Here is a 21,513-nt window from a genome sequence, read left to right on the forward strand (position 1 = left end):
ATACAATATGTTGAAAATTGCTCATTTGCATCATGTTTTTTTGGCTACTTTATTGAGCTTCACTTGTATTAAACCATTGCGTGCAGAACCGACAGCTAAATTGTCTGTTGTAGTCAACGGTATCCGGCATCAAAAAGGGCAAATTTGCTTTAGAGTTTACGATAGTGCCAAAGGATTTCCTATGAGTGATACCAGTGAAGTGCAAAGTGGCTGTACCCGAATTACAGGTAAGTCGGTTACTAAACATTTCTATGGCTTGAAGCCTGGGACTTATGCTGTAGCCATCGTAGATGATCAGAATGGCAATCAAAAACTTGATTCTGATTTTTTTGGTATCCCCAAGGAAGGTTTTGGGATTTCTAATAATCCTACAGTATCTATTCAAACAGGTACGCCTAAGTTTAGTAAGTCAAGTTTTTTTGTCTACAAAAATACAACCATCAATATTAGTTTGAAATACTCACTTGACCCCTAGAAATTGCAAAATTTTTGCGGGTTGGTAGTAAGAACTTTAGTGCTGAAAAATCAGGACTAAAGTCCTTACTACGAAATTGAATTAAACATTACCTCTCAACTATTGATGGCGCAATTTGCCGGAGACTCATAGATGTGATCAGAGAATTGGCAGCATTTTTGTTTCAGTCTTTGCTGGGATGGTTGGGTATTCAGGTGTTTCTGTCTCTGATTTTTTTGTTGTATGTGCGATTATCGCGGACAAAAATTTTACCTGATGAACATTTACCCAAAGCGGCGGTCATTCTTTGCTTGCGGGGGGCTGATCCGTTTTTACCCAATTGTATTGAAGCACTGTTACAGCAGAATTACCCCAACTACGATTTAAAGCTAATTATTGACAATGAAGCTGATCCAGCTTGGGAGATTGCTAATGATACTATCAACGAATTAGGGGTAACTAATGCCCATATCGCTCATTTGAGGATTATTCGCCACAATTGTAGTCTCAAATGTAGTTCTTTAATTCAAGCTATTTCTGATTTAGATGATTCTTACGAAGTGGTGGCTTTAGTTGATGCTGATACCATAGTACATTCTCATTGGTTAAGGGAATTAGTTAGTCCTTTAGATGATCCTCAAGTTGGAGTTACTACAGGTCATCGTTGGTATCTACCTACTAGCAAATATTGGGGTTCTTTGGTACGTTACACAGGGAATATCGCCGCAGTTGTGCAGATGTTTCTATTTGGTATTCCCTGGGGTGGAAGTCTGGCAATGAAAACAGAGGTACTGCGCCAAACGGGAATTGTTGAACAATGGGCGCAAGCTTTCGGTGAAGATTTGATGATGCCTAATATCCTCAAACAACATGGTTTAAAGGTGAAGTTTGTACCTTCGCTGATTATGGTGAATCGTGAAGAGTGCGATTTGTTGGGGATAATTGAATATCTGCAACGTCTGATTCTTTATTCGCGTTTGTATCATCCCCGGTGGTTAGCTATCGTTAGTGAGGCTGTTTCTAGCATTCTGTTTCCCACTTTAGTAATTTTATTGTTTTTATTTTCGTTGGGTGATGCTCAGTGGGAAGTGGCAGATTTATTGTTTAAATCTTACAGTATCTATACTCTGGGTTTACTATCTTTGATGCTGTTTGTGGAGATGCAATTGCAACCAGTGATTCGCGCTCAAGGTAAACCAGGGACGAGATTATCATTGGCAATGATGGGTAGAATGTTGCTGGCGATTCCGTTAACACAGTGGATATATGGGTTAGCGATGCTGTCTTCTGTGTGGATATCAACGGTGAAATGGCGGGGGGTTTTGTATCGTATTCAAGGGCGTTGGAATGTTCGTTTAGTTGAATACCATCCCTACGATTTTTTGGATCAGCCTGTGGATAGCAAAATATCTCTTTGAGATTGTGGTTGGTTGCCAGATTAATTTTTGAAGATGGTTTGGTGTATTTGATGCGATAAATCGCGTCTCGACAAAAAAAAATCGGATATTGCTTTAAAAAACACAGTTTTTTGTTACCGATTAATTCTGAGTATATCCAAAATTTAATTGTTGGGAAAATGAGGAAATTATTTTCATATATTTCAGCATAATCAATCAGTATATGTGGGTATTGTCAACAATCGAAAAATGAGTTTAGTAGCAACTTGTAAGCAATGCCCACCCTACATAAATCTCACATTAGTTCTGTGAAAGATTGTTGTGTATAGGTCATAAATAATGAATGATTTGGCGATATTGATATCAAAGTTTTTGGTGGGTTGGTTAGGAATTCAGGTGTGTTCGGTATTACTATTTTTATGGTGTCTGAATTCTCGTCCTCAAAATTTACCGGATGAACAGTTACCCAAAACAGCAGTTTTGTTGTGTTTACGGGGTGCTGATCCTTTTCTAAGTGATTGTTTGCGATCGCTCCTCAAGCAAAACTATCCACAGTATGATTTAAAGTTGCTCATTGATAGTGAACAAGACCCAGCTTGGCAAGTTGTCAGCGATACCATCAATGAGTTACGTGCAACTAATTTTCAAATTAGTCATTTGCGGACAGTTCGCCCAACTTGTAGTCTCAAATGCAGTTCCTTAATCCAAGCTGTTTCAGAATTAGACGAGTCTTACAAGGTTGTCGCTTTGGTAGATGCTGATACAATTGTTCACCCTAATTGGTTGCGGGAATTAGTCTCTCCTTTAACTCATCCCAAGGTGGGAGCAACTACCGGAAATCGTTGGTATGTCCCGACGGGTAAATATTGGGGTTCGTTAGTCCGTTATATCTGGAATGTGTCGGCGATTGTGCAGATGTACCTATATGGGATTCCTTGGGGTGGAACTTTGGCTGTGAAAACAGAGGTAATACAGCAAACGGGACTTTTAGAGAAGTGGGGGCAAGCCTTGGGCGAAGACACGATGATTCGCAGTGTGTTGAGTAAACATAACCTACGGGTGAAGTTTGTGCCTTCTTTGATGATGCTGAATCAGGAAGAAACAGATTTGCCAAGTTTAAGGTATTGGCTGCAACGTCAATTAATGGCTTCTCGACTTTATCATCCTTTGTGGCCGGCGGTAGTGATTGACACAGTGTTTACTATTGTGATGCCGCATCTGTTAATTGTGGTGTTTGTGCTGGCTGGGTTAGTGGGAGAAGGAAATACAGCAGCGATCGCCTTAATTTGGTATCTCATTTATATGCTGGCGTTAGTGATGCTCATGTTGTTTTTGGAGATGGGCATACAACCAGTAATTCGTTCTCAGGGTAAGCCAGTCACACAATTATCTTGGCAGTTAATATTGAAGATGATTGTGGGAATGCCTTTCACACAATGGATTTATGCTATCGCTATGTTGCGCTCTTTGAATATGCCGACAGTACATTGGCGTGGTGTGACGTATGAAGTCAAAGGGGCTTGGAAAATTCGCCTCAAAGAATATCGCCCTTATCTGGTAGAAAATCAACCAAGCGATCGCCAAATTTCTCTTTAATAGGACTTACGCAAGTGTCACATTCCAGATGTCTTGTAGGGTGCGTCAGACTGTTTAAATGCTGTCAATAAACGTCTTTCTGATATCTGACGCACCCTACTAATATATCAGTTGCGTAAGTCCTGTTTCAGCTAGCGTTAACTAGGCGTAAATCCTAACTTTGGGTGCTTCAGCTTTCAAAAACCAGTTTTTCTAAACAATACACAAATTCACTAAAATTATGCACCAGTCAAAGCTTCGCATCGCTTTGTTTACAGGCTTATATGCTCCTTTTTTAACTGGGGTTTCCGTGGCAGTGCATCAGAGGGTGCGTTGGTTGCTACAACAAGGACATGAGGTATTTTTAGTCCATCCCCAATTTAATCAGCAGTATCCTAAAAAAGTAGGCGATCGCCCCATGCCTGGGTTAGATGAGTTAAAATCTTATCCTAATTTCTCTGCCTACTCATTCCCCACAAAACCACTCATATTCTACAAATCTCTACCCCAACCTTTGAGTTATCGCCATTGGAGCGACACCCAATTATTGGCTGACTTTCAACCTGATATCATCGTAGTGGAAGAAGCCGCCCAAATGCGAGGTATATACTCAGCCTTAATTCAAGGGTATGGTCGTCCTGTAGGTGTAGAATATGCCCAACGCACTCAAACCCCAATTATCTCAGTCTTCCACACAGACATCGTTGCTTATATCAGATATTATTTAGGCGATGTATTGTTTAACTTGCTGCGTCCCATCATTCCTTACATGGTGAAGCAGTTTAGTCAAGACTACAATCTCAATATCTTTTCTTCTCGTGAACAACTGGTTAAATACCAAAATTTAGGATGTCATCCTAGTGAATATGTCCCCTATCAGGGGATTGATTGCGAAAAATTCCATCCTCGCAATATCTGTTACAACCCCATCCCCGATGACAATAGACCAACTATTCTGTTTGTGGGACGTATCACTGCTGAGAAGAATGTACCCCAATTAATCGATGCCTATCCCTTAATTGCGGCTCAAATTCCCAATGTGCATTTAGTCATTGTCGGTAGTGGCCCCTTAGATGCCGAAATTCGCAAACGTGCGGAAAAATTCGGCTCAGGTATTACAATCTGGGGTGAGTCTCACGGTACAGAATTATTAGGTTGGTTTGCGCGTGCGGATGTATTTGTCAATCCCTCCGTCACAGAAAACTTCTGCACCACCACAAACGAAGCCTTGGCTTCTGGTACTCCTGTAGTTGCAGCCTTAGCACCATCCACTACTGAACAAGTAACTCCTGGTAAAAACGGCTTTTTAGCTCAACCCAACAACCCAACAGACTTTGCTCAAAAAGTGATAGAAATTCTTTCTCAGCCGGAACTGAAAGCAGCTATGGCTGAACAAGCTCGTCCTTCCATTGTGCAGTATGATTGGTCAGCTTGTATGGAAAAATTTGAAACTAAACTCTATGAGTTGGTGCAAACATCCCATCAGGTAGAACCTACTGACATGGCGAAATTATAAATTATGTAGAGACGTTATATATAACGTCTCTACATTCAGGAATAAGCAGTTTAACCTTGATGACGTGGAGTGTTGAAGGCTTCCCAACCGACTTTGATAGCATTTTGGAGCCGGCTAGAGAAATCTACAAACTCTTTCATCATTAAGTGCCAGTTTTTTTCTAGTTCTTCTTGAAATACCATCCAGAAATATTCTAGGCGATCGCTTCGCCTGTCGTAGGCATCGCGCTGAAAAATCCTACCCCCTTCAATTGCTGCCCGTGCCTTGCGTACTGCATTGAGATAAGTTTCACGGGTGAAAGTTCCGGCTGATTCTGCTTCAGTTTTAGCACGGTTTCTGAGTGCTTCAATCAGTGCTTTAGTTTCCCGCTTCACTTCATCACTTTCGCCAGCCATTTCTTTCTCCACAATTTCATGAGTTTGAGGGCTAATTTCTATCACTGTTATCGATTCGACGATTTCAAAATCATTAGTATTCATAGTTGATACATCCTTTTAGTCATTGGTCATTAGTTATTGGTCATTAGTTTAGTTTTTCTGCTCCGCTCCTCCGCTTCCCTACTCCCTACTGCCTATTTCCCTACAAACTGTTGCTCTAACTTCAGTAATTGTTCAACTCGTGCTTCCGTAGCCGGGTGACTAGAGAACAAGTTACCGAGAAATTGCCCAGAGATAGGATTGATAATTAATAGCGGTTCAAAAGCGGGATTAGCATTTAAAGGTAGTTGTCGCGCTGTGGCTTCTAATCTTTGCAATGCACGCGCTAAAGCACGGGGATTTTTAGTTAATTTAGCCGCACCAGCATCAGCCGAAAATTCCCTTGTGCGTGAAATAGCTAACTGGATAATAGTGGCAGCTATAGGCGCAAGAATAACTGTTAGCAAAACTCCTAAAGGATTTCCGCCTCTTTCGTTATCTCGTCCACCGACACCGCCAAACCATAAGCTATAACTCAGCATTTGTGCTAAGAAAGAGATAGCACCGGCAACGGTAGCAGCTACGGCTTGTGTGAGGGTGTCACGATTAATAATATGAGTCAGTTCGTGAGCGATGACACCTTCTAACTCATCTTCTGGCAAAATATTCAAAATACCTTCAGTAACAGCCACAGCCGCGTGTTCTGGATCGCGTCCTGTAGCAAAGGCATTAGCAGTTTGGCTGGGAACAATATAAACTCCCGGCATAGGAATATTAGCGCGTTGCGATAATCGCTGCACCATCCGATAAAGTCCTGGTGCTTCACTTTCACTTACAGGCTGGGCGTGGTAAACAGCCAGAGCAATTTTATCAGACTGATACCAAGAAAACAGATTAGTTACTGCGGCTAAACCAATACCGATAATCAAGCCGCTAGTACCACCAATTACCCAGTAACTAATAGCTATCAATAAGCCACTAAGGGCAGCTAACAAAGCCAGAGTTTTAAATTGATTGCCCATATTTTCACTCTCCTGCTAATGCTGTCTTGATTTTTCAGCTTTTCTACACAACAGCATTACTTAAGCCACACCTTTATCGTAGCTATTTAAATCTAGATTTATCAGGTAGCAATTGCGCGGCAATCTATGTACGGTTTTCCGGCTTTAAATTTGAGTTTTCCAGGACTTTCAGAGTAACAAATATTCAATACTGTCAGATAACACTTGGCATTAACAAGAAATTATTCGTTATGACGCACCCTACTAGCTAGATGAATTTTTCAACTTGATACAGGTAAAAATGCAAATTCAAAATTATTCATTTTAGTTGATTTTAAAATGTAGTAAAAAATTTGATATTTTAGAAATCCAATTTTCGGGATAGTTAACACACATCTTGCACTTGTTACTTAATGACAATTTTTGTAGGGTGGGCATTGCTGGTAACTTGCTCAAACCCTTAGTTTTAAGTTGTTGGCAATGCCCACATAACGCTTATTGAGAATACTGCAAGATATATAGCTGTAAATATCTATGAGTAATGGGCAATTACCACTTACCCATTACTCATTACTGATTTAGAAGCAGATAACGTTATTAACCAGCGTTGAGATTACTGGTAAATAGTATTTCTGTACCTCTAATATCTTTTTATTGTTGACGAGTAGCTTCCAAAATACGGGAGAAGTAAAAGCGAGTTTTAGTAAAAGCCTGTCTTTGGATAGCAAAGCCATTCTTTTCTAAAATTTTAACTACATCAGCCTCACGATGCAGATAGGCGCGAGTAGTTTTACTAGGCCCAGGAAAGAAACTGCCAATTTTCTTGAGTAAAGCCAAGGCGCAGGTTTTAGGCGCAAAACTCAAAATAATTCTCGACTGCGCCAAAGAACAGAGGTGAGAAATCATCTCATCGGCTTTGTCTTGGGGATAGTGAATCAGGACATCCAAGCAAATAACAGTGTGATAACTGCCGCTCAAAGATTCTAAATCCTGTACAGCAAAGGTAGGATTGTCAGCATTACCCAAAGCTGCTAAGGCTCTTTGTTTGCCTTCTTCCACCATTTTTTCAGAAATATCGCTGGCATAAACCTTAGCACCTGCTGTTGCTAGGGGAATGCTGAGACTACCCACACCACACCCAGCATCGCAGATTGATAACTCTGCTAAATTGCCATCATTTTTCAGCCAGTCGATCACTGTATCCACAGTTTGCTGGTGGCCGTTGCGGATGTCTAGCTGGACTTTGTTGACTTCGCCATCGCCATAAATCCGTCTCCATCGATCAAATCCCGTGGAATTGAAATATTCGCGAACAATGGTTTTATCGTCGGCTGCGTTCATAAATCTCGATTTTTAAGGCTTCCCAATCCTTAAAATTATCATTTCTAGCCAAGATCAAGAACACCCTGATCAATTTTTCTGCAATGATTTCCTATAAACTGACCATTCCAAACAGTTAAACAGCCTATTATATCAGTCTTTTGGCGGATACGCCAGGTAGTCAATGAAAGCATCTCTAACTTTTGACTTACGCGTAGCGGTACTAGCCTCTGTAATGACTGATGAGTGAGAATACTTGAGTATATCTACACCAAATTAATTTGAGTAGTAATTTAAACTTACGTTACTAATTAGTTATTGAGTCTGTCAATGCTATCAATCAATATGGTTTATCTAGGGGCTATGGGTGTAAAAATTCCTCTGTATAGACGCGAATAATCGCGTCTATAAATGTGGGTTTTGAGGTAATTTTCACGGGATTAATATCAATAGGTATGTTTAATCTCGATGATGGCGATCGCATCTGGAAATAGTCAGCAATGCCAATAAATTATACATTCAAAAATTTACTCATCAAAAGTGAATAAGTTTGTTATTATTAGCCTGTTCATGTTTTAATTATTGCAACTTTATTAGGAGTATAGTAACCAACTTCTGGTAAAAAATCTTTGTTGAGACAGATTGTAAACATCTACACAATCGTATTAATATATGGCTTCAGAGTTCCTCACCGATTCTCCTATTATTGCCTTTACAATCCTTCTGACAGTAATATTTACTGTACCACCAATCTTTGAACGCTTAAGATTACCCGGACTGGTAGGATTACTGTTAGCCGGCGTAATCTTAGGACAAAATGGCTTAAAACTTTTAGATTCTGATTCCGAAACCGTCAAACTACTTTCAGATATCGGTAAAGTTTATTTAATGTTTGTCGCCGGATTAGAGATTGACCTAGACCAGTTTCGCAAAACCAAAAATCGTTCAATTGGATTTGGCTTTTTAACATTTATCTTCCCCATGCTTGCCGGGATTTTAGTCGGACGTTTTTTTAATTTCGGCTGGAATTCATCAGTATTAATTGGTTCTTTATTAGCTTCTCATACCCTCTTGGCATATCCGATTGTAAGTCGCCTGGGAGTAGTGATGAATGAAGCGGTAACAGTAACAATTGGCGCGACCATTTTTACTGATACAGGTGCTTTGTTAGTATTAGCAATTTGTGTAGGAATTCATAGCGGAGAATTTACAACTTTAAGTCTGTTAACTTTATTAGGCGGATTAATCATCTACTCAATTGCAGTTCTGTTTGGTTTTGACTGGTTAGGTAAAGAATTTTTCCGCCGTTCTGGGGATGAACAAAGTAATCAGTTTTTGTTTATTTTACTAGCCTTATTTTTAGCATCTGTAGGGGCGCAGGTCATTGGAGTTGAAAAAATTGTTGGTGCGTTTCTAGCTGGTTTAGCTGTCAATGATGTTTTAGGACGTAGCCCTGTTAAAGAGAAAATTGAGTTTATTGGTAGTGTGTTATTTATCCCTTGTTTTTTTGTAGACATGGGATTGTTGATTAACATTCCTGCCTTTCTCAAAACCCTCTCTTCATTTTGGCTGACATTGTTGATTATTGTAGCTTTGATTGGTAGTAAATTTTTAGCAGCCTTCTTCACCAAATTGCTTTACCGCTATAACACTGCGGAACTGCTAACAATGTGGTCATTATCCCTTCCACAAGTAGCGGCTACATTAGCAGCAACATTAGTTGCCTATCAAACTGTCAACTCTGCTGGCGAAAGGTTAATTAGTGAAGGTGTCTTAAATAGTGTGATTGTTTTGATGTTGGTGACTGCAATTTTGGGGCCAATCACCACAGCTAGGTTTGCTACTACATTACAGGTTTCCCAAGCAGAACTAGACACAGATAGTCTATCAATATGGTGGGGGAATACTGAGGAAAAACTGCTAGAAGAAAACCACTATCCTTTCACGGTATTAGTACCAATATATAACCCACAAACCCAGCGATATCTCATAGAAATGGCGGCACTACTGGCGCAGCATGAATCAGGGAGAATTGTGACTTTAGCTATTGCTAAATCTCATGTACACATGGATGATCCCCAGTTAGGAATTGCCCTAGAACAAAGTCAGCAAAGATTGAGATTAGCTAAAGATATCAGTCAAGAATTTGATGTAGAAGTGCAAACTGCCATTCGGATTGATGATGATGTGGCTTTAGGAATTAGCCGCACCAGTCGAGAACAAAACGCTAATTTAGTGGTGATGGGTTGGTCTAAGACAACAGGTTTACGCGCCCGGTTATTTGGTAGTGTAATTGATAGCGTTTTTTGGTCATCTCATTGTCCGGTAGCAGTAACACGCCTCTTAAATAGCCCCAGCACAATCCGCCGAATTTTGTTACCAGTTGGTGATTTGATGCCGCAAACTATAGGGGCTTTAAGATTTGCTCAAATTTTGGCTTATCATAATCAGGGGGAAATAGTGTTATTACACGTGTGTGACCCTAATACACCAACACCTATGGTAGAACAATTTACCGGGCAATTATCTGAGATTATTAATAATAGTAAATTGCAGGTGAATACAGAGATTCAAACAATTAGAAATGATGATGTTGCTAAGGTAATTATTCGCGAAGCCCCTGGTTTTGATTTAGCAGTTTTACGTGCTGTTCGTTATCGCACAACCGGCGGATTGGCTGTGAGCCAAGTAACAACCCAAGTCATTAAAGAATTGACTTGCTCAATTGTCTTGCTGGGCGCACCTCATTCATAATTAAATACGCTTCAGTTAAGAAAATATAGTATTGGTAAGGCTGGTTTGTAGTCAGCATTTTATGTCTCAGAAAATCAGGACTAAAGTCCTGACTACGAACTGATTATTACTTCACAACTTAAAGCTTTTCGCCTTAACTGAACTGTATTGTGATATGTGGGATTAACTAATTTTCAATTGAAATAAAAAAGTTTAGATTATAGCGTTACAAAACTTGAGCAAATCTAAGTTTGAATCAGCAAATTTCCCATCATGCCTAAGTCTTCATGATCGAGAATATGGCAATGATAAACTGTCTTACCTGGGAAATCTCTAAAAGGAATACGAATGCGAACTGTTTCGCCTCTAGGAACTAAAACTGTATCTTTCCAGGCGCGATAGGGTTCGGGTTGATCATTGCGACTAATAACTTGAAAATGATTAACGTGGAGATGAAAGGGATGATCCATCATTCCTGTATTCACAATCTCCCAGTCTTCTACTGTATCTAATTTAACTTGTGTATCAATGCGCTGGTGTTCAAAAGGCTGACCATTAATCAGAAATACCATACCCATACCAGCAGCCATTCCGTGATTCAATTCCAAGCGACGTACTTGTTGAGGTGTTGGTAAAGCTGGTATGGCAGCGAGTTTTTTGGGTAAAGCAGCAGGTTTTACAGGTGAGTCATAGTTAACGGTGGCTAAAACTGTTGGTGTGTTGCGATTTCCTCCCATCATACCCCGACTGCCCATCATCCCCATACCTATTGCACCTCGATTGTACGGCAGATTGAGCAAGCGATATTGTCCGGGTTGGCGATCGCCTTTCACTAACACTTCTACCCTTTGCCCTGGTGTCAGTAATAACTCACTAACTTCTACAGGTTGTTCTAATGCACCTCCCTCAGTAGCAATCAGGTAAAAAGGGTGTTTTTCCAACGCCAGCCGATAAAAGCGAGAAGTAGAAGCATTCAGAATCCGCCATCTGACTAAACCCTCAGCCGGAAGTGACAAAGAGGGATTAGACTCACCATTCACTGTAATCACATCCCCTTCCCGTCCTGTCATAATTGACATCCGTGCTGAAGACATCAGCCTTCCCTCACCATCAAAAGCAAAATCTTGCAATACCAAAAATTCCTCTTTAGCGGCTTTAATTTCGGGAATTTCATCTAACTCACCCCGCACCACAAACAAACCAGCCAAACCCCCAAATAACTGTTCTGCTACCAAACCATGAAGATGGGGATGATACCAAAACGTACCCGCCGGATGATTAGCAGGTATAGTAAACTCATAATTAAAACTCTCTCCTGGGTCAATACTGAGAAAAACATTATCAGCATTACCTGTAGGTGGAATGTGTAGCCCGTGGTAATGCAGGTTAGTTGGTTGAGCAAGGTTATTAATAAAACGGATGCGAACAGTGTCCCCTGGTTTAGCTTCCAAGCGAGGCGCAGGTATTTGTCCGTTATAAGTTAATAGATATGCTTGTTGATCACCCAATTTCACAGCACGGTTACTAGCTTCGAGGTTAATTTCCAATAAACCATCAGTGCTTTTGTGCCACTTGGGTAGTTCAATTGCTGGCTGCACTGAAATTTGAGCAGAATTAAATTTTTGCCATCCCCAACTAGCAGCCAAAGCTGTGCCAGCACTAGCCGCAGTTAAGGTAATGAATTGACGGCGATTCAACTTTTTCATCATCGTAATTTTTCATGAATCTGGTTGTTTAACTCCTCACTCCTATTTGCGACTTATACCAATTATCTATGAAGTTGCATCAAATAAATCATGTAGAGACGTTGCATGCAACGTCTCTACAGTGCAGAATAAAGTGCATCTTCATCAGGAAAGAGCAGTGGCAAACGAGACAGGAAGCCAACACTTACCGCTTGCGGAAGTGTTGGTACTTCATTAAGATTGATACTCTTTAAACGCTGCAACTGCACCGGATTGATCAAATGTCATGATTGTAAATGGCTGTTTTCTATCTCCTGATTCCATCCCTGGAGTTCCTAAAGGCATCCCTGGAACAGCTAAACCTGCAACTTCAGGTTTTTGTTTAAGAAAACGCTTGATATCATCGGCGGGAATATGCCCTTCCATGACATAGCCATCAATAATTGCTGTGTGACAAGATGCTAACTCTTGAGGCAAGTTGTACTTTTGTTTAATTGCCTCCATGTCATCGGTTTTGATATCTGCTTTGATGTTAAACCCGTGCTTTTGTATATGTTCCATCCAAGCACCACAGCAACCACAAGAGGGACTTCGATAAACTGTAATATCTCGCACTCCTGAATAGGATTCTGTTTGCTTATCCCAAACACTGACGTTAAGCAGTGCAGTAGAATTATTCGCTAATACTTGTGGATGATTGCTAGCTGTAACACTCTCTTCTTTGCTCAATACATTGAATGTTACAGAAGCAGTTGCGACAACTCCAGTGGTAACAATCACTGCTAATAAATAACGAGACCATTGATTAATCCAAGCGGAAAAGCGTTTGTTCATTGTTCACACCTTATAAGCGTTTTTTGGGATTGAGATGTTGAACATATTCCTGTTAGTTTATACTCTCCATCTAACTGGAGAGTCAACTGTCTAGTTTTGAGAAGTAAAGAAGTATTTACTATGTAATCAAAAAATATTGCCTAAGTTTTAGCTAAACATCCAAAAATGAAAATCAGATGAAATTTAGACTCTGACATCAGACATAAATTTTTTTATCTCATTTGGAAGATGTGAAACCAATAGGAAATTTTTAACTTAGAGCCTAGAGGTAAGGTAACTTGAAACTTCAAGAAGTGAGCCAGTTATCCCCAGATGTTGGTTGAAAATTTTGCTAGTTACCTAACACCTGTTTTATGTGATTATGCCAACGTTACCGCTATCTCTAAATTTGAATGAGTAACACCGTATTTCACAAGTAGTAATTATGGCTAAGATAGGGTTATTTTTTGGTACTCAAACAGGCAACACTCAAACTGAATCAGAAATTATTCAAAAAGAGTTAGGTGGGGAAAATACGGTGGAATTACATGATGTTTCCCAAGTAGAGCCTAGTGATTTTAATGACTACAGTTATATTATTATTGGTTGCCCTACCTGGAATATTGGAGAACTACAAAGCGACTGGGAAGTTTTTTATGATGAACTAGATAATGTTGATTTTTCTGGGAAAAAAGTTGCATATTTTGGTGCGGGAGATCAGGTTGGTTATCCTGATACATTTCAAGATGCAATGGGCATTTTGGAAGAAAAGATTGCAGAACTAGGTGGTGAAACTGTTGGTTATTGGCCTACAGATAACTATGAGTTTACTGAGTCTAAGGCTCTCCGTGATGGTAAATTTGTCGGACTTGCTCTGGATGAGGATAATCAATCTGATTTGACAGAGGAACGAATCAAAACTTGGGTTACTCAACTCAAGCAGGAGTTTGGTTTGTAGAATAGTGCATTATTGGTTGAGCTAGATTGAAGTTCAATTATAGAATTGAAAAAGTGAGCAAAAAAATGATACTAAAAAATACAACTGTTGCTCAATATTTTGCCATTGTTATTACTATCTTAGGATTAGGTGCTGTCCCGTCAATTGCTCAAACTAACCCTGATCAGCAAAGCTCAGAAATCAACTTGCAACAGATGAAGCAGCATCATCGAGAAATGATGTTACAGATGGGGCAGATGCAGCAAATGATGGGACAAATGCAAATGAATATGGGTCGAATGCACCAGAGAATGTCTCAGATGACACCAGAAAAGATGCAGCAAATGATGCAGAGGATGACTCCACAGCAAAGAGAACAGCACCATCAAAAAATGATGAGACAAATGCAAGAAACGATGAGAAATATGCAGCAGATGAATCAAATGATGGAACAGATGAATCAAATGATGGGAAATGGTGGTGAGATGCCAAAAAAATAATGATGAGTGCTAATAATTATGACAAAAAGTAATAGGAAAACAGCTACACGTCCAATTCATGAACATCACGAAAATGAACAGCATTCTGAGCATCAACCAGGGCATTTACAACATGGTAGCTCAACTTAAAAGTTTTCTTAAAATTAATAATGGCTAAAATAGGGCTATGTTTTGAGATTCAAACAGTCAATTTACTTATTTATTTAGAATATTGGACTCTGGACAAGACAAGTATATTCGCGTATTCTTTTAAAGATGGCTTAAGGATTAATAAAATCCAAGTCTTCTGTAGCTTGCTTCAGGAAATTTTCTCTAGAACAGTTATATTTCAGTTTTCCTTCTTCTAGTAAAACGATCCAATCGGCTCGCTCGATAACTTTAGGGCGATGGCTAATTAAGATTGTGGTTTTTCCCTGGCGATGGGTAAGTAAATTTTCTAATACCTCTCTTTCGCTAATGGGATCAAGATTAGAAGTAGATTCGTCTAGAATCATTACGGGAGGGTGGTTAAGAATGGCTCTAGCGATCGCTAGTCTTTGCTTTTGTCCACCGGAAATATTAGCAGCAACTGCCCCCAAAACGGTATCATATTTTTCTGGGAATTTACTGACAAACTCGTGGGCATGAGAAACTTTACAAGCGGCGATAATCTCGTCTAAAGTTGCATCAGGCGACCCTAAGCGAAAGTTATCGGCAATGGAGCGATGTAAGAAAAAAGTCTCTTGGGGTATATGTATCACTTGCTGGCGCAAACAATCGAGGGGTAAGTCTTGAATGCAGTGATCGCCGATATAAATTTTACCTGATTGCAGGGGATACAGTCCAGTTAGTAATTTAGCTAGGGTACTTTTACCGCAACCAGACCTCCCAATAAGTGCAATAACTTTTCCGCCTGGAATTGTTAGGGATAAATTCTCTAGGAGTTTTATCCGACCTGGATAATAGAAATTGAGTTCTTCACATCTTATGCTGGCATCATCCTTCAGTTTCACAGGAACTTTACTACTGTCGTGGCGATTTTCTGGTTCAAATTCAAATAACTCTGCTAAAAGTTGGGTGATGGCTCTAATTTCAGTCCATTCAATTACCGTCTGCATGAGGCTAGTCACCAATTGCCAGAAACTGAACTTTAAACCATAAATAGCAAGCAATTGCCCAATCGTTAATTCTGCTTGAAAAACCAGATAGCTGCCGTACCAAAGGATACTAACAGTACCAATTCCAGCTAATAAGCTTGAGATGATATTGTTAGCAACTTTTATCCGAGCGGTATGCAAATTCAACTTGTATTCGTGGTCAAATCTTTGTTGGATTTCTTGCCATAACTGGGGTGCAGCAACTGTAGTTTTAATGGTTAAAGCTCCCCTAAACATTTCAGCTAAAACGCCAGAGTTTTTTCCAGCTACAGCAAAAGACCGAAAAGTAGTTTGTCTAACGAGGGGTTTAAAAGTCAGGGTAAATGCCGCCATCACCCCACCCACCGCCAAGGTTAATAAAGCCAGTTTGGGACTATAATAAAAGATGACTGCTGCTGCCACTAAACCGATAAATATTTGAATCGGTAACTGGATAATTAAGCGAGAAACAACTATCTGAATTTGTTGAATATCCGCCAGACGACGGACAGCAGTGCCACTACGACGAGCTTCGTGATAGGACACAGGCAAATGTAAAACCTGTTGTGCGAATTCTAATTTTAGTCCTTGTTGCAGTCTTTCGGCAAAGGACAGCACCAGATTGGATTGCAACCAGGATAAAAAACCATTGGCAAATATCAGTCCCATTACCCCCAAAGCGACTGCGGTTAATTTTTGGCGATCGCCTTCTACTAAAATAGTGTCAGTTAAAAACTGCAACAGTAACGGGTTCGCCAATGCCAAAAGCCCGATCACTAAATTGAGAGGAATTACTTTCCAGAGGAGTTGTCGTTGCTGCCAGAGCCTCTGCAATAAACTATCTAGAGGATTAACGACATCTTCTTCATCCTCTGTGGCAAAAAAACGCTCCTCTGGCTCTAGCAAAAGCATTATTTGTCCTTGCCAGTCCGCGAGCAATTCTTGACGGGAAAGATGGCAAATCCCCATTGCGGGGTCAGAAATAATGTACTTATTGTTTTTTTTTCCATATAAGACGACGAAATGATAGCCTTTCCAAAAGATAATCGCAGGTAGGGTAAACTGATCAAGTTCGTCTAGAATTTCTGGAGAGGCTTTAATCGCTTGAGCAGCAAAACCCAGGGCTTGTGCGCCATATTTTAACCCCAACATGGTGGTTCCACCCTCGTTGGTTCCAACTAGCTCACGGATACGATTGATTCTCAGTTTACGTCCATAATGTTGAGCAACAATCGCCAGACTTGCTGCTGCACAATCTTCACCACTATGTTGTTTTACCCATTGATACTTCATGATTAAGTTTCGCTCTTAATGATTAGTATCGAGAAGCTTAGTGACCAATCGGGCTTCGCGGATTTCGTATAAATAAGGAGCCAATCGACGATGGACGAATTTCACCATAGGTTCGTTGTCAATTGCCACTCGGAACGTGGCTTTTGTCGTTGCTCCCTGATATTGAAAATGGATTGCTTTTGCTAATAACAAAGTGCTTCTGCTTAAAGGCTGGTTCTCTGGATGGACAAACATTTGAGTGTAGCGAATGGTATCAGGAGCAATGCGATGGGTTATTACCCAGCCGACAACTCTATCTCGATAGCGTAAACCTAAACTGTTACTCGGTTCTAACTCATTTTCCTCCACAAAAGGATTGAACCTTCTTACCAAGGAATCAGTTGCCATCTGAGCTTCAATGATTTGACGCTCTCGAAGGCGTAAGTCCTTCCAAAAGAAAATTTCGTAATCTTGAGGTAACTTTGCAGTAAGTTTGTCAATATATTTGACTAAATGTCGAGATTTAGTTTGGTCAACATTTATTTTAGAACCGTAACATATTAAAGCCGTTGTTTTTGGAGATGACCAATTTTGTTGTGCAAGAACTTCCTCCAGTGCGATTGTACTGGGACTAGAAAGATACCTTAATTCCACTTCAGCACATCGTTTCATCTTGAGTGCTGTTTCCATACGCCTAAGTAGCTCTTTCCCTAACCCTTGATGGCGATGTTCAGGAACTACAAAAAGAGATAGGATTTGTCCGTAAGCTTGATCAGAGTTGTCAGAGCTACTAACATAATAAGCAAGTATTAATCCTACAGGGCTTGTATCTAACTCTGCACCTATGGCAACTGTAGAAGAGTCACCCGTTAAATTTTCAAGAAATTTGACGTAACTTGGATAAGTTAGGTGAGTGTACTGAGACGCATTTTCACCGTTTAATTCAGAAAAGTTATACACAATGATAATACATCTGGTGCAGTTAACTTAAGCACTTGTATAGGTAGGGTTGGACTGGGTGAAATGTTTACCAAGAAAGGACTTTCCAGGGTTACGTCCCTACCAACCCACACTAGAATTTATCTCTTCAAACCATTTTAAATGGTTATACTTTGGCTCGGTAGCTATTTTTGCAGCCAACTAGGACGTTTATCATCTGGACTTACTAGTTTGCAACTGTTTCCAGTACAGCTAATCTCATAACGCTCACTTTCCGGGAATATATAACCACCACCACAGATGACTTCTAGCTCTTGGTCATTAAGCTCTGGGTAGCAAACAGAGGGCTTTTGAGCAGACTTGTTGTTTGACTGGTTCATTGTAACTTGTTCTTTTGAATTAAATAAGTGACTGAAATAGGTTTTTGATGAGATGTAACTAATCCCAAAGGATTGATAAGCCTAGTAATCAAGGCAGGCCAGCAGCCCCCAATGATTATATTAACTAGACAGGTTTTGGCAAATTTTTAACATCTCTTACTGTATATATACACTATTTTTTAGTCTTCGACAAGCGACCGCTCTTTCTCACTTTATATGCCACACAGGAGTTTAGACTAAATAGCCGAGTTCAAAGAAAAAAATAAGGGGGTGTGATTGAACACATTCCCCGTATTAGCAGAAACTGAGAGCAGAACCACCAACTCTCATCAAAAAATAATGTAGAGACTAAGCATGGCTAGTCTCTACATTTGCTGTTCGGACGTTTGGAGAGGGGTTTTTAGTATTCTTCACGACTTGACAAACATCCTCTAAGACAGTGCGTTTTAATTTGCTTTCCCCCACTGTTGAATGTTACCTGTTCCCTATCCCTTGGAGATAGGGAACTTATAAATAAATGCAAAATATTTAATAAGTATAATTATTTACATTAACTATTTAAATCTGAAGAGAAAATTTAAAAATTCATCTTAATTTCATTTTTAACCTCCAACATAAAAAATAGCTTGATTTCATCATAGATTCCATCTTATGGGTAATACTCAAAAAACTTATCAGTTTGCTATTGATGCAACCTGATGGACATTTACTATTGGGACACATTTAAAAAAGTTGATTGTCATAATTTTTACATAAATTCGTCCATGTAATTTGTATCGACAATCAAACTATGCAGAGCAATACAACCTGATTACAGAAGCAATTTAAGGAAAACAGAGTAGTTCCATTGATTTTTCATGTTTTCACACGGTTAATATGAAACAACTTACAAAATATTCACCCTTAGAGAATGTTTTTCCCAGTCCAAATCATAGTCAATGGCAAAAAACTACTGCTGATGATGTTACCGAGGCGATAGGAAATGTACCGATTGTCAAACTCAAGCATATTTCTCCTGTCTGTCGTGTCTCGGAATGTTTATTAAAGTTGGAAAGTTGTAATCCTGGCGGTTCGATTAAAGAGAAAAATGCAGTTTACCTGGTGACACGCGCCGAGGAGGAAGGGCTGCTTGTACCTGGTGGTACGATTATAGAGTCAAGCTCAGGAAATTTTGGCGTTGGGTTGGCGATGGTGGGAGCAGTCAGAGGTTATCGAGTGATGATTGTTGTCGATGCTAAAACTCCGCCACCGTTTAGACGAATGCTGAAAGCTTATGGTGCTGAACTTGTGGATGTACCACTGCATGAGGCTGATGAGTCAGGCTCTATGCAAAAGGCACGAATGAAAAAAGCCAAGGAACTGGCAGCAACTATACCTAATTCTTGGTATCCGTGTCAACACCTAAATCCTTTGAATACTGAGGCACATTCATATTACACCGCCCGTGAGATTGCAGCGCATTTTGGTTCTGATCTTGATGCTGTGGTGGTTGGTGTTAGCACTGCCGGACAGATAATGGGAATAGCTCGTTATTTACGTTCGCAATTCCCCAAAATACGCATTGTGGGCGTTGATGTACTGGGTTCAGTGATTATGGGAACACCAGCCAAAGCATACAAAATGACGGGTATCGGCTTGTCTTTCTTTCCCCCAAATTTGGATTTGTCACTGCTTGATAGGGCTTATGTAGTCCCTGAAGATTTAGCTTACTCAGTTTGTCACGTTCTGGCGCGTCGTGAAGGTTTGCTTCTAGGTGCTTCAACAGGGGCAATTGTAGCAGGAGGCTTACATCTGGCGCGTGAACTGGGTGCAGGTGCGCGGATTTTAATGATTAATCCCGATAGAGGCGATAGATACCTTGAGACAGTGTATGATTCCGATTGGCTTGAGCGTCATGGATTTACCCTCAAGCAAGGGGAACATCTTGATGATGCTATCAGTTCGCTCATACCAATTTACCCGAATCAAGCACAAGTCTGAATTTTGAATTTTGAATTGTTATGTATTTTGAGTAGTGCTAAAAAATATCATGAACACCTCACCCCAACAACAGGAAGGTCATAAAATAAATTCCGGGCGATCGCTCCTCACACTACTCACACAGTTTATCCCACTTTCCCTGTCTGATGTGGCCATGACTCTCGGAGATCCACTTCAGACATCTGCACTCAGTCGTCTACCCTTTCCTCAAGAAACATTAGCCGGAGTCGGGGTTGTCAAAGGGGTGGCGGTATTTCTGGAAAGCCCCATTATCATGATTCTTCATGCTTCAACCGCACTAGGAGGGCAAGCCAAATCTCGCCGCGCACTTTGGCAGTTTACACTGATAGCGGGACTAACTCTAAGTGCTATCTTTCTTGTACTCACTTGGCAACCTTTGTATAACTGGTTACTACTTGATGTCTTCGGCGTAAGCTCATCAATTGCTGCACGAGGAAGAACTACTTTTTTATTAATGTTCCTCTGGCCTTTTGTGATTGCTTGGCGGCGATTTTTTCAAGGTTTACTCATCCGCGCTAAAAAGAGCATAGCTGTAGGTTGGGCAAGTATAGCACGATTGACTTGGGTAATTGTGGCGTTGGCTGTGGGAGTAAGTTTGAGGTTAGATGGAGCATTGCTAGCAGGTATCACCATGATGGGAGCAATACTCATTGAGGCGGTACTCGTTACATGGTTTTGTCTGCGTCTTGGTGCAATTTCTATTCTGAACCAACAAGTACATTCAGAAACTAAGAAACTACCTCAAACCTTTGCCGGAGTCAGCTTTTATTATTTTCCTTTAGCCTCAACCATGCTTTTAGTTTGGGGTGCAAGAGCTATACTTTTAAGTCTGATTGCTCGCTCATTCGATGGTAACATTGCACTTGCTGTATGGCCTGCGGCTTGGGGGTTACTGCTTTCCATTGCTAACGGTACGCGCATGATTCAACAAGTGGTAATTTCTGCTTACGAAGAAACTAACAAGCGAACACTTGGGACTTTTGTGATTATTGTCGGGTTGACTTTTACTTTGATACCGTTTTTTCTGGGGTTTACAGAGCAAGGTTTATTTTTACTGCGTCAGTTTTTGGGAAATAATCCCGCGCTTGTAGAAGCATCTCGTCCCGTTATACAAATACTCTCATGTTTCCCTCTGTTGGTGGCTTTGCAAAATACTTTTCAAGGCTTACTTATTCACAAGGGTAAGAACTGGTTTATTAATATAGCAACAGTCGTTGCTGCAAGTTTTACATTAGTAGTATGTGGAAGTCTGATTTTTACCAGACATGGCGGAGCGACTTCAGCAGCTTATGGAATGCTTGCAGGTGTGATTAGTGAAATTATTGTGCTGGGTTTCGCACTTCAACGCCGTTCACACTCAGGTTTGTAGTCAGGACTAAAGTCCTGAGAAAATAAGGACTAAAGTCCTTACTACGAACTTAGCCTTAACTGAACTTTAATCAGGTGAAGAAAGGATATT

16 protein-coding genes are annotated in these 21,513 nt (G+C 40.3%); 9 read left to right on the forward strand and 7 right to left on the reverse strand.

Annotation, left to right across the window (positions count from 1 at the left end):
- Positions 1–7 precede the first annotated feature (7 nt).
- From AACS98_RS13990 to AACS98_RS14005, 4 genes are all read left to right on the forward strand, one after another.
- Positions 8–475 carry a DUF2141 domain-containing protein gene (locus AACS98_RS13990; protein WP_066380770.1) on the forward strand — a complete coding sequence of 156 codons (468 nt, stop codon included), beginning with the start codon at positions 8–10 and terminating at the stop codon, positions 473–475.
- A 137-nt stretch (positions 476–612) separates the two neighbouring features.
- A complete protein-coding gene (locus AACS98_RS13995; protein WP_066381022.1) occupies positions 613–1,872 on the forward strand; it encodes a glycosyltransferase in 1,260 nt (419 codons plus the stop codon).
- A 318-nt stretch (positions 1,873–2,190) separates the two neighbouring features.
- Complete coding sequence (locus AACS98_RS14000; RefSeq protein WP_066380771.1) at positions 2,191–3,447, forward strand: glycosyltransferase; 1,257 nt, start codon at positions 2,191–2,193, stop codon at positions 3,445–3,447.
- A gap of 220 nt (positions 3,448–3,667) precedes the next feature.
- Positions 3,668–4,942: a glycosyltransferase gene (locus tag AACS98_RS14005; RefSeq protein WP_066380772.1), complete on the forward strand. Its 1,275-nt coding sequence runs from the start codon at positions 3,668–3,670 to the stop codon at positions 4,940–4,942.
- 50 nt (positions 4,943–4,992) lie between these two features.
- On the opposite strand, the gene AACS98_RS14010 is transcribed toward AACS98_RS14005, so the two are convergent.
- The 3 genes from AACS98_RS14010 to bchM form a co-directional block, all read right to left on the reverse strand.
- Complete coding sequence (locus AACS98_RS14010; protein ID WP_066380774.1) at positions 4,993–5,421, reverse strand: hypothetical protein; 429 nt, start codon at positions 5,419–5,421, stop codon at positions 4,993–4,995.
- A gap of 92 nt (positions 5,422–5,513) precedes the next feature.
- Complete coding sequence (locus AACS98_RS14015; protein ID WP_066380776.1) at positions 5,514–6,380, reverse strand: zinc metalloprotease HtpX; 867 nt, start codon at positions 6,378–6,380, stop codon at positions 5,514–5,516.
- 630 nt (positions 6,381–7,010) lie between these two features.
- On the reverse strand, positions 7,011–7,700 hold the full coding sequence (gene bchM, locus AACS98_RS14020) for a magnesium protoporphyrin IX methyltransferase (RefSeq protein WP_066380778.1): 690 nt from the start codon (positions 7,698–7,700) through the stop codon (positions 7,011–7,013).
- Between the two features lie 651 nt (positions 7,701–8,351).
- Between bchM and AACS98_RS14030 the strand changes: the two genes are divergently transcribed.
- Positions 8,352–10,433, forward strand: a complete 2,082-nt coding sequence (locus AACS98_RS14030; protein ID WP_066380780.1) for a cation:proton antiporter — start codon at positions 8,352–8,354, stop codon at positions 10,431–10,433.
- Between the two features lie 224 nt (positions 10,434–10,657).
- Here the strand turns inward: AACS98_RS14030 and AACS98_RS14035 are convergent, their stop codons facing one another.
- Together AACS98_RS14035 and AACS98_RS14040 are read right to left on the reverse strand one after the other, a co-directional pair.
- The gene (locus AACS98_RS14035) at positions 10,658–12,121 is read right to left on the reverse strand and encodes a multicopper oxidase family protein (RefSeq protein ID WP_082803668.1); all 1,464 of its coding nucleotides are present in this window, start codon (positions 12,119–12,121) and stop codon (positions 10,658–10,660) included.
- A 210-nt stretch (positions 12,122–12,331) separates the two neighbouring features.
- Complete coding sequence (locus AACS98_RS14040) at positions 12,332–12,931, reverse strand: DUF411 domain-containing protein (RefSeq protein ID WP_066380784.1); 600 nt, start codon at positions 12,929–12,931, stop codon at positions 12,332–12,334.
- 424 nt (positions 12,932–13,355) lie between these two features.
- Here AACS98_RS14040 and fldA point away from each other — a divergent pair, with 424 nt between their 5' ends.
- On the forward strand, positions 13,356–13,868 hold the full coding sequence (gene fldA, locus AACS98_RS14045; protein ID WP_066380787.1) for a flavodoxin FldA: 513 nt from the start codon (positions 13,356–13,358) through the stop codon (positions 13,866–13,868).
- A 65-nt stretch (positions 13,869–13,933) separates the two neighbouring features.
- Positions 13,934–14,347 carry a hypothetical protein gene (locus tag AACS98_RS14050; protein ID WP_066380789.1) on the forward strand — a complete coding sequence of 138 codons (414 nt, stop codon included), beginning with the start codon at positions 13,934–13,936 and terminating at the stop codon, positions 14,345–14,347.
- 260 nt (positions 14,348–14,607) lie between these two features.
- Here the strand turns inward: AACS98_RS14050 and AACS98_RS14055 are convergent, their stop codons facing one another.
- Positions 14,608–16,755 carry a peptidase domain-containing ABC transporter gene (locus AACS98_RS14055; RefSeq protein ID WP_066380791.1) on the reverse strand — a complete coding sequence of 716 codons (2,148 nt, stop codon included), beginning with the start codon at positions 16,753–16,755 and terminating at the stop codon, positions 14,608–14,610.
- Between the two features lie 15 nt (positions 16,756–16,770).
- Positions 16,771–17,694: a GNAT family N-acetyltransferase gene (locus tag AACS98_RS14060; RefSeq protein ID WP_066380793.1), complete on the reverse strand. Its 924-nt coding sequence runs from the start codon at positions 17,692–17,694 to the stop codon at positions 16,771–16,773.
- Positions 17,695–18,929: 1,235 nt separating this feature from the next.
- Between AACS98_RS14060 and AACS98_RS14065 the strand changes: the two genes are divergently transcribed.
- Positions 18,930–20,033 carry a cysteine synthase family protein gene (locus AACS98_RS14065; protein ID WP_066380797.1) on the forward strand — a complete coding sequence of 368 codons (1,104 nt, stop codon included), beginning with the start codon at positions 18,930–18,932 and terminating at the stop codon, positions 20,031–20,033.
- Positions 20,034–20,082: 49 nt separating this feature from the next.
- Entirely contained in the window at positions 20,083–21,423 is a 1,341-nt protein-coding gene (locus tag AACS98_RS14070) for a hypothetical protein (protein WP_066380799.1), read from the forward strand.
- The last annotated feature ends 90 nt before the right edge of the window (positions 21,424–21,513 follow it).

Source organism: Anabaena sp. CA = ATCC 33047 (genome assembly GCF_963870205.1).
Taxonomy (GTDB): Bacteria; Cyanobacteriota; Cyanobacteriia; order Cyanobacteriales; family Nostocaceae; genus Trichormus.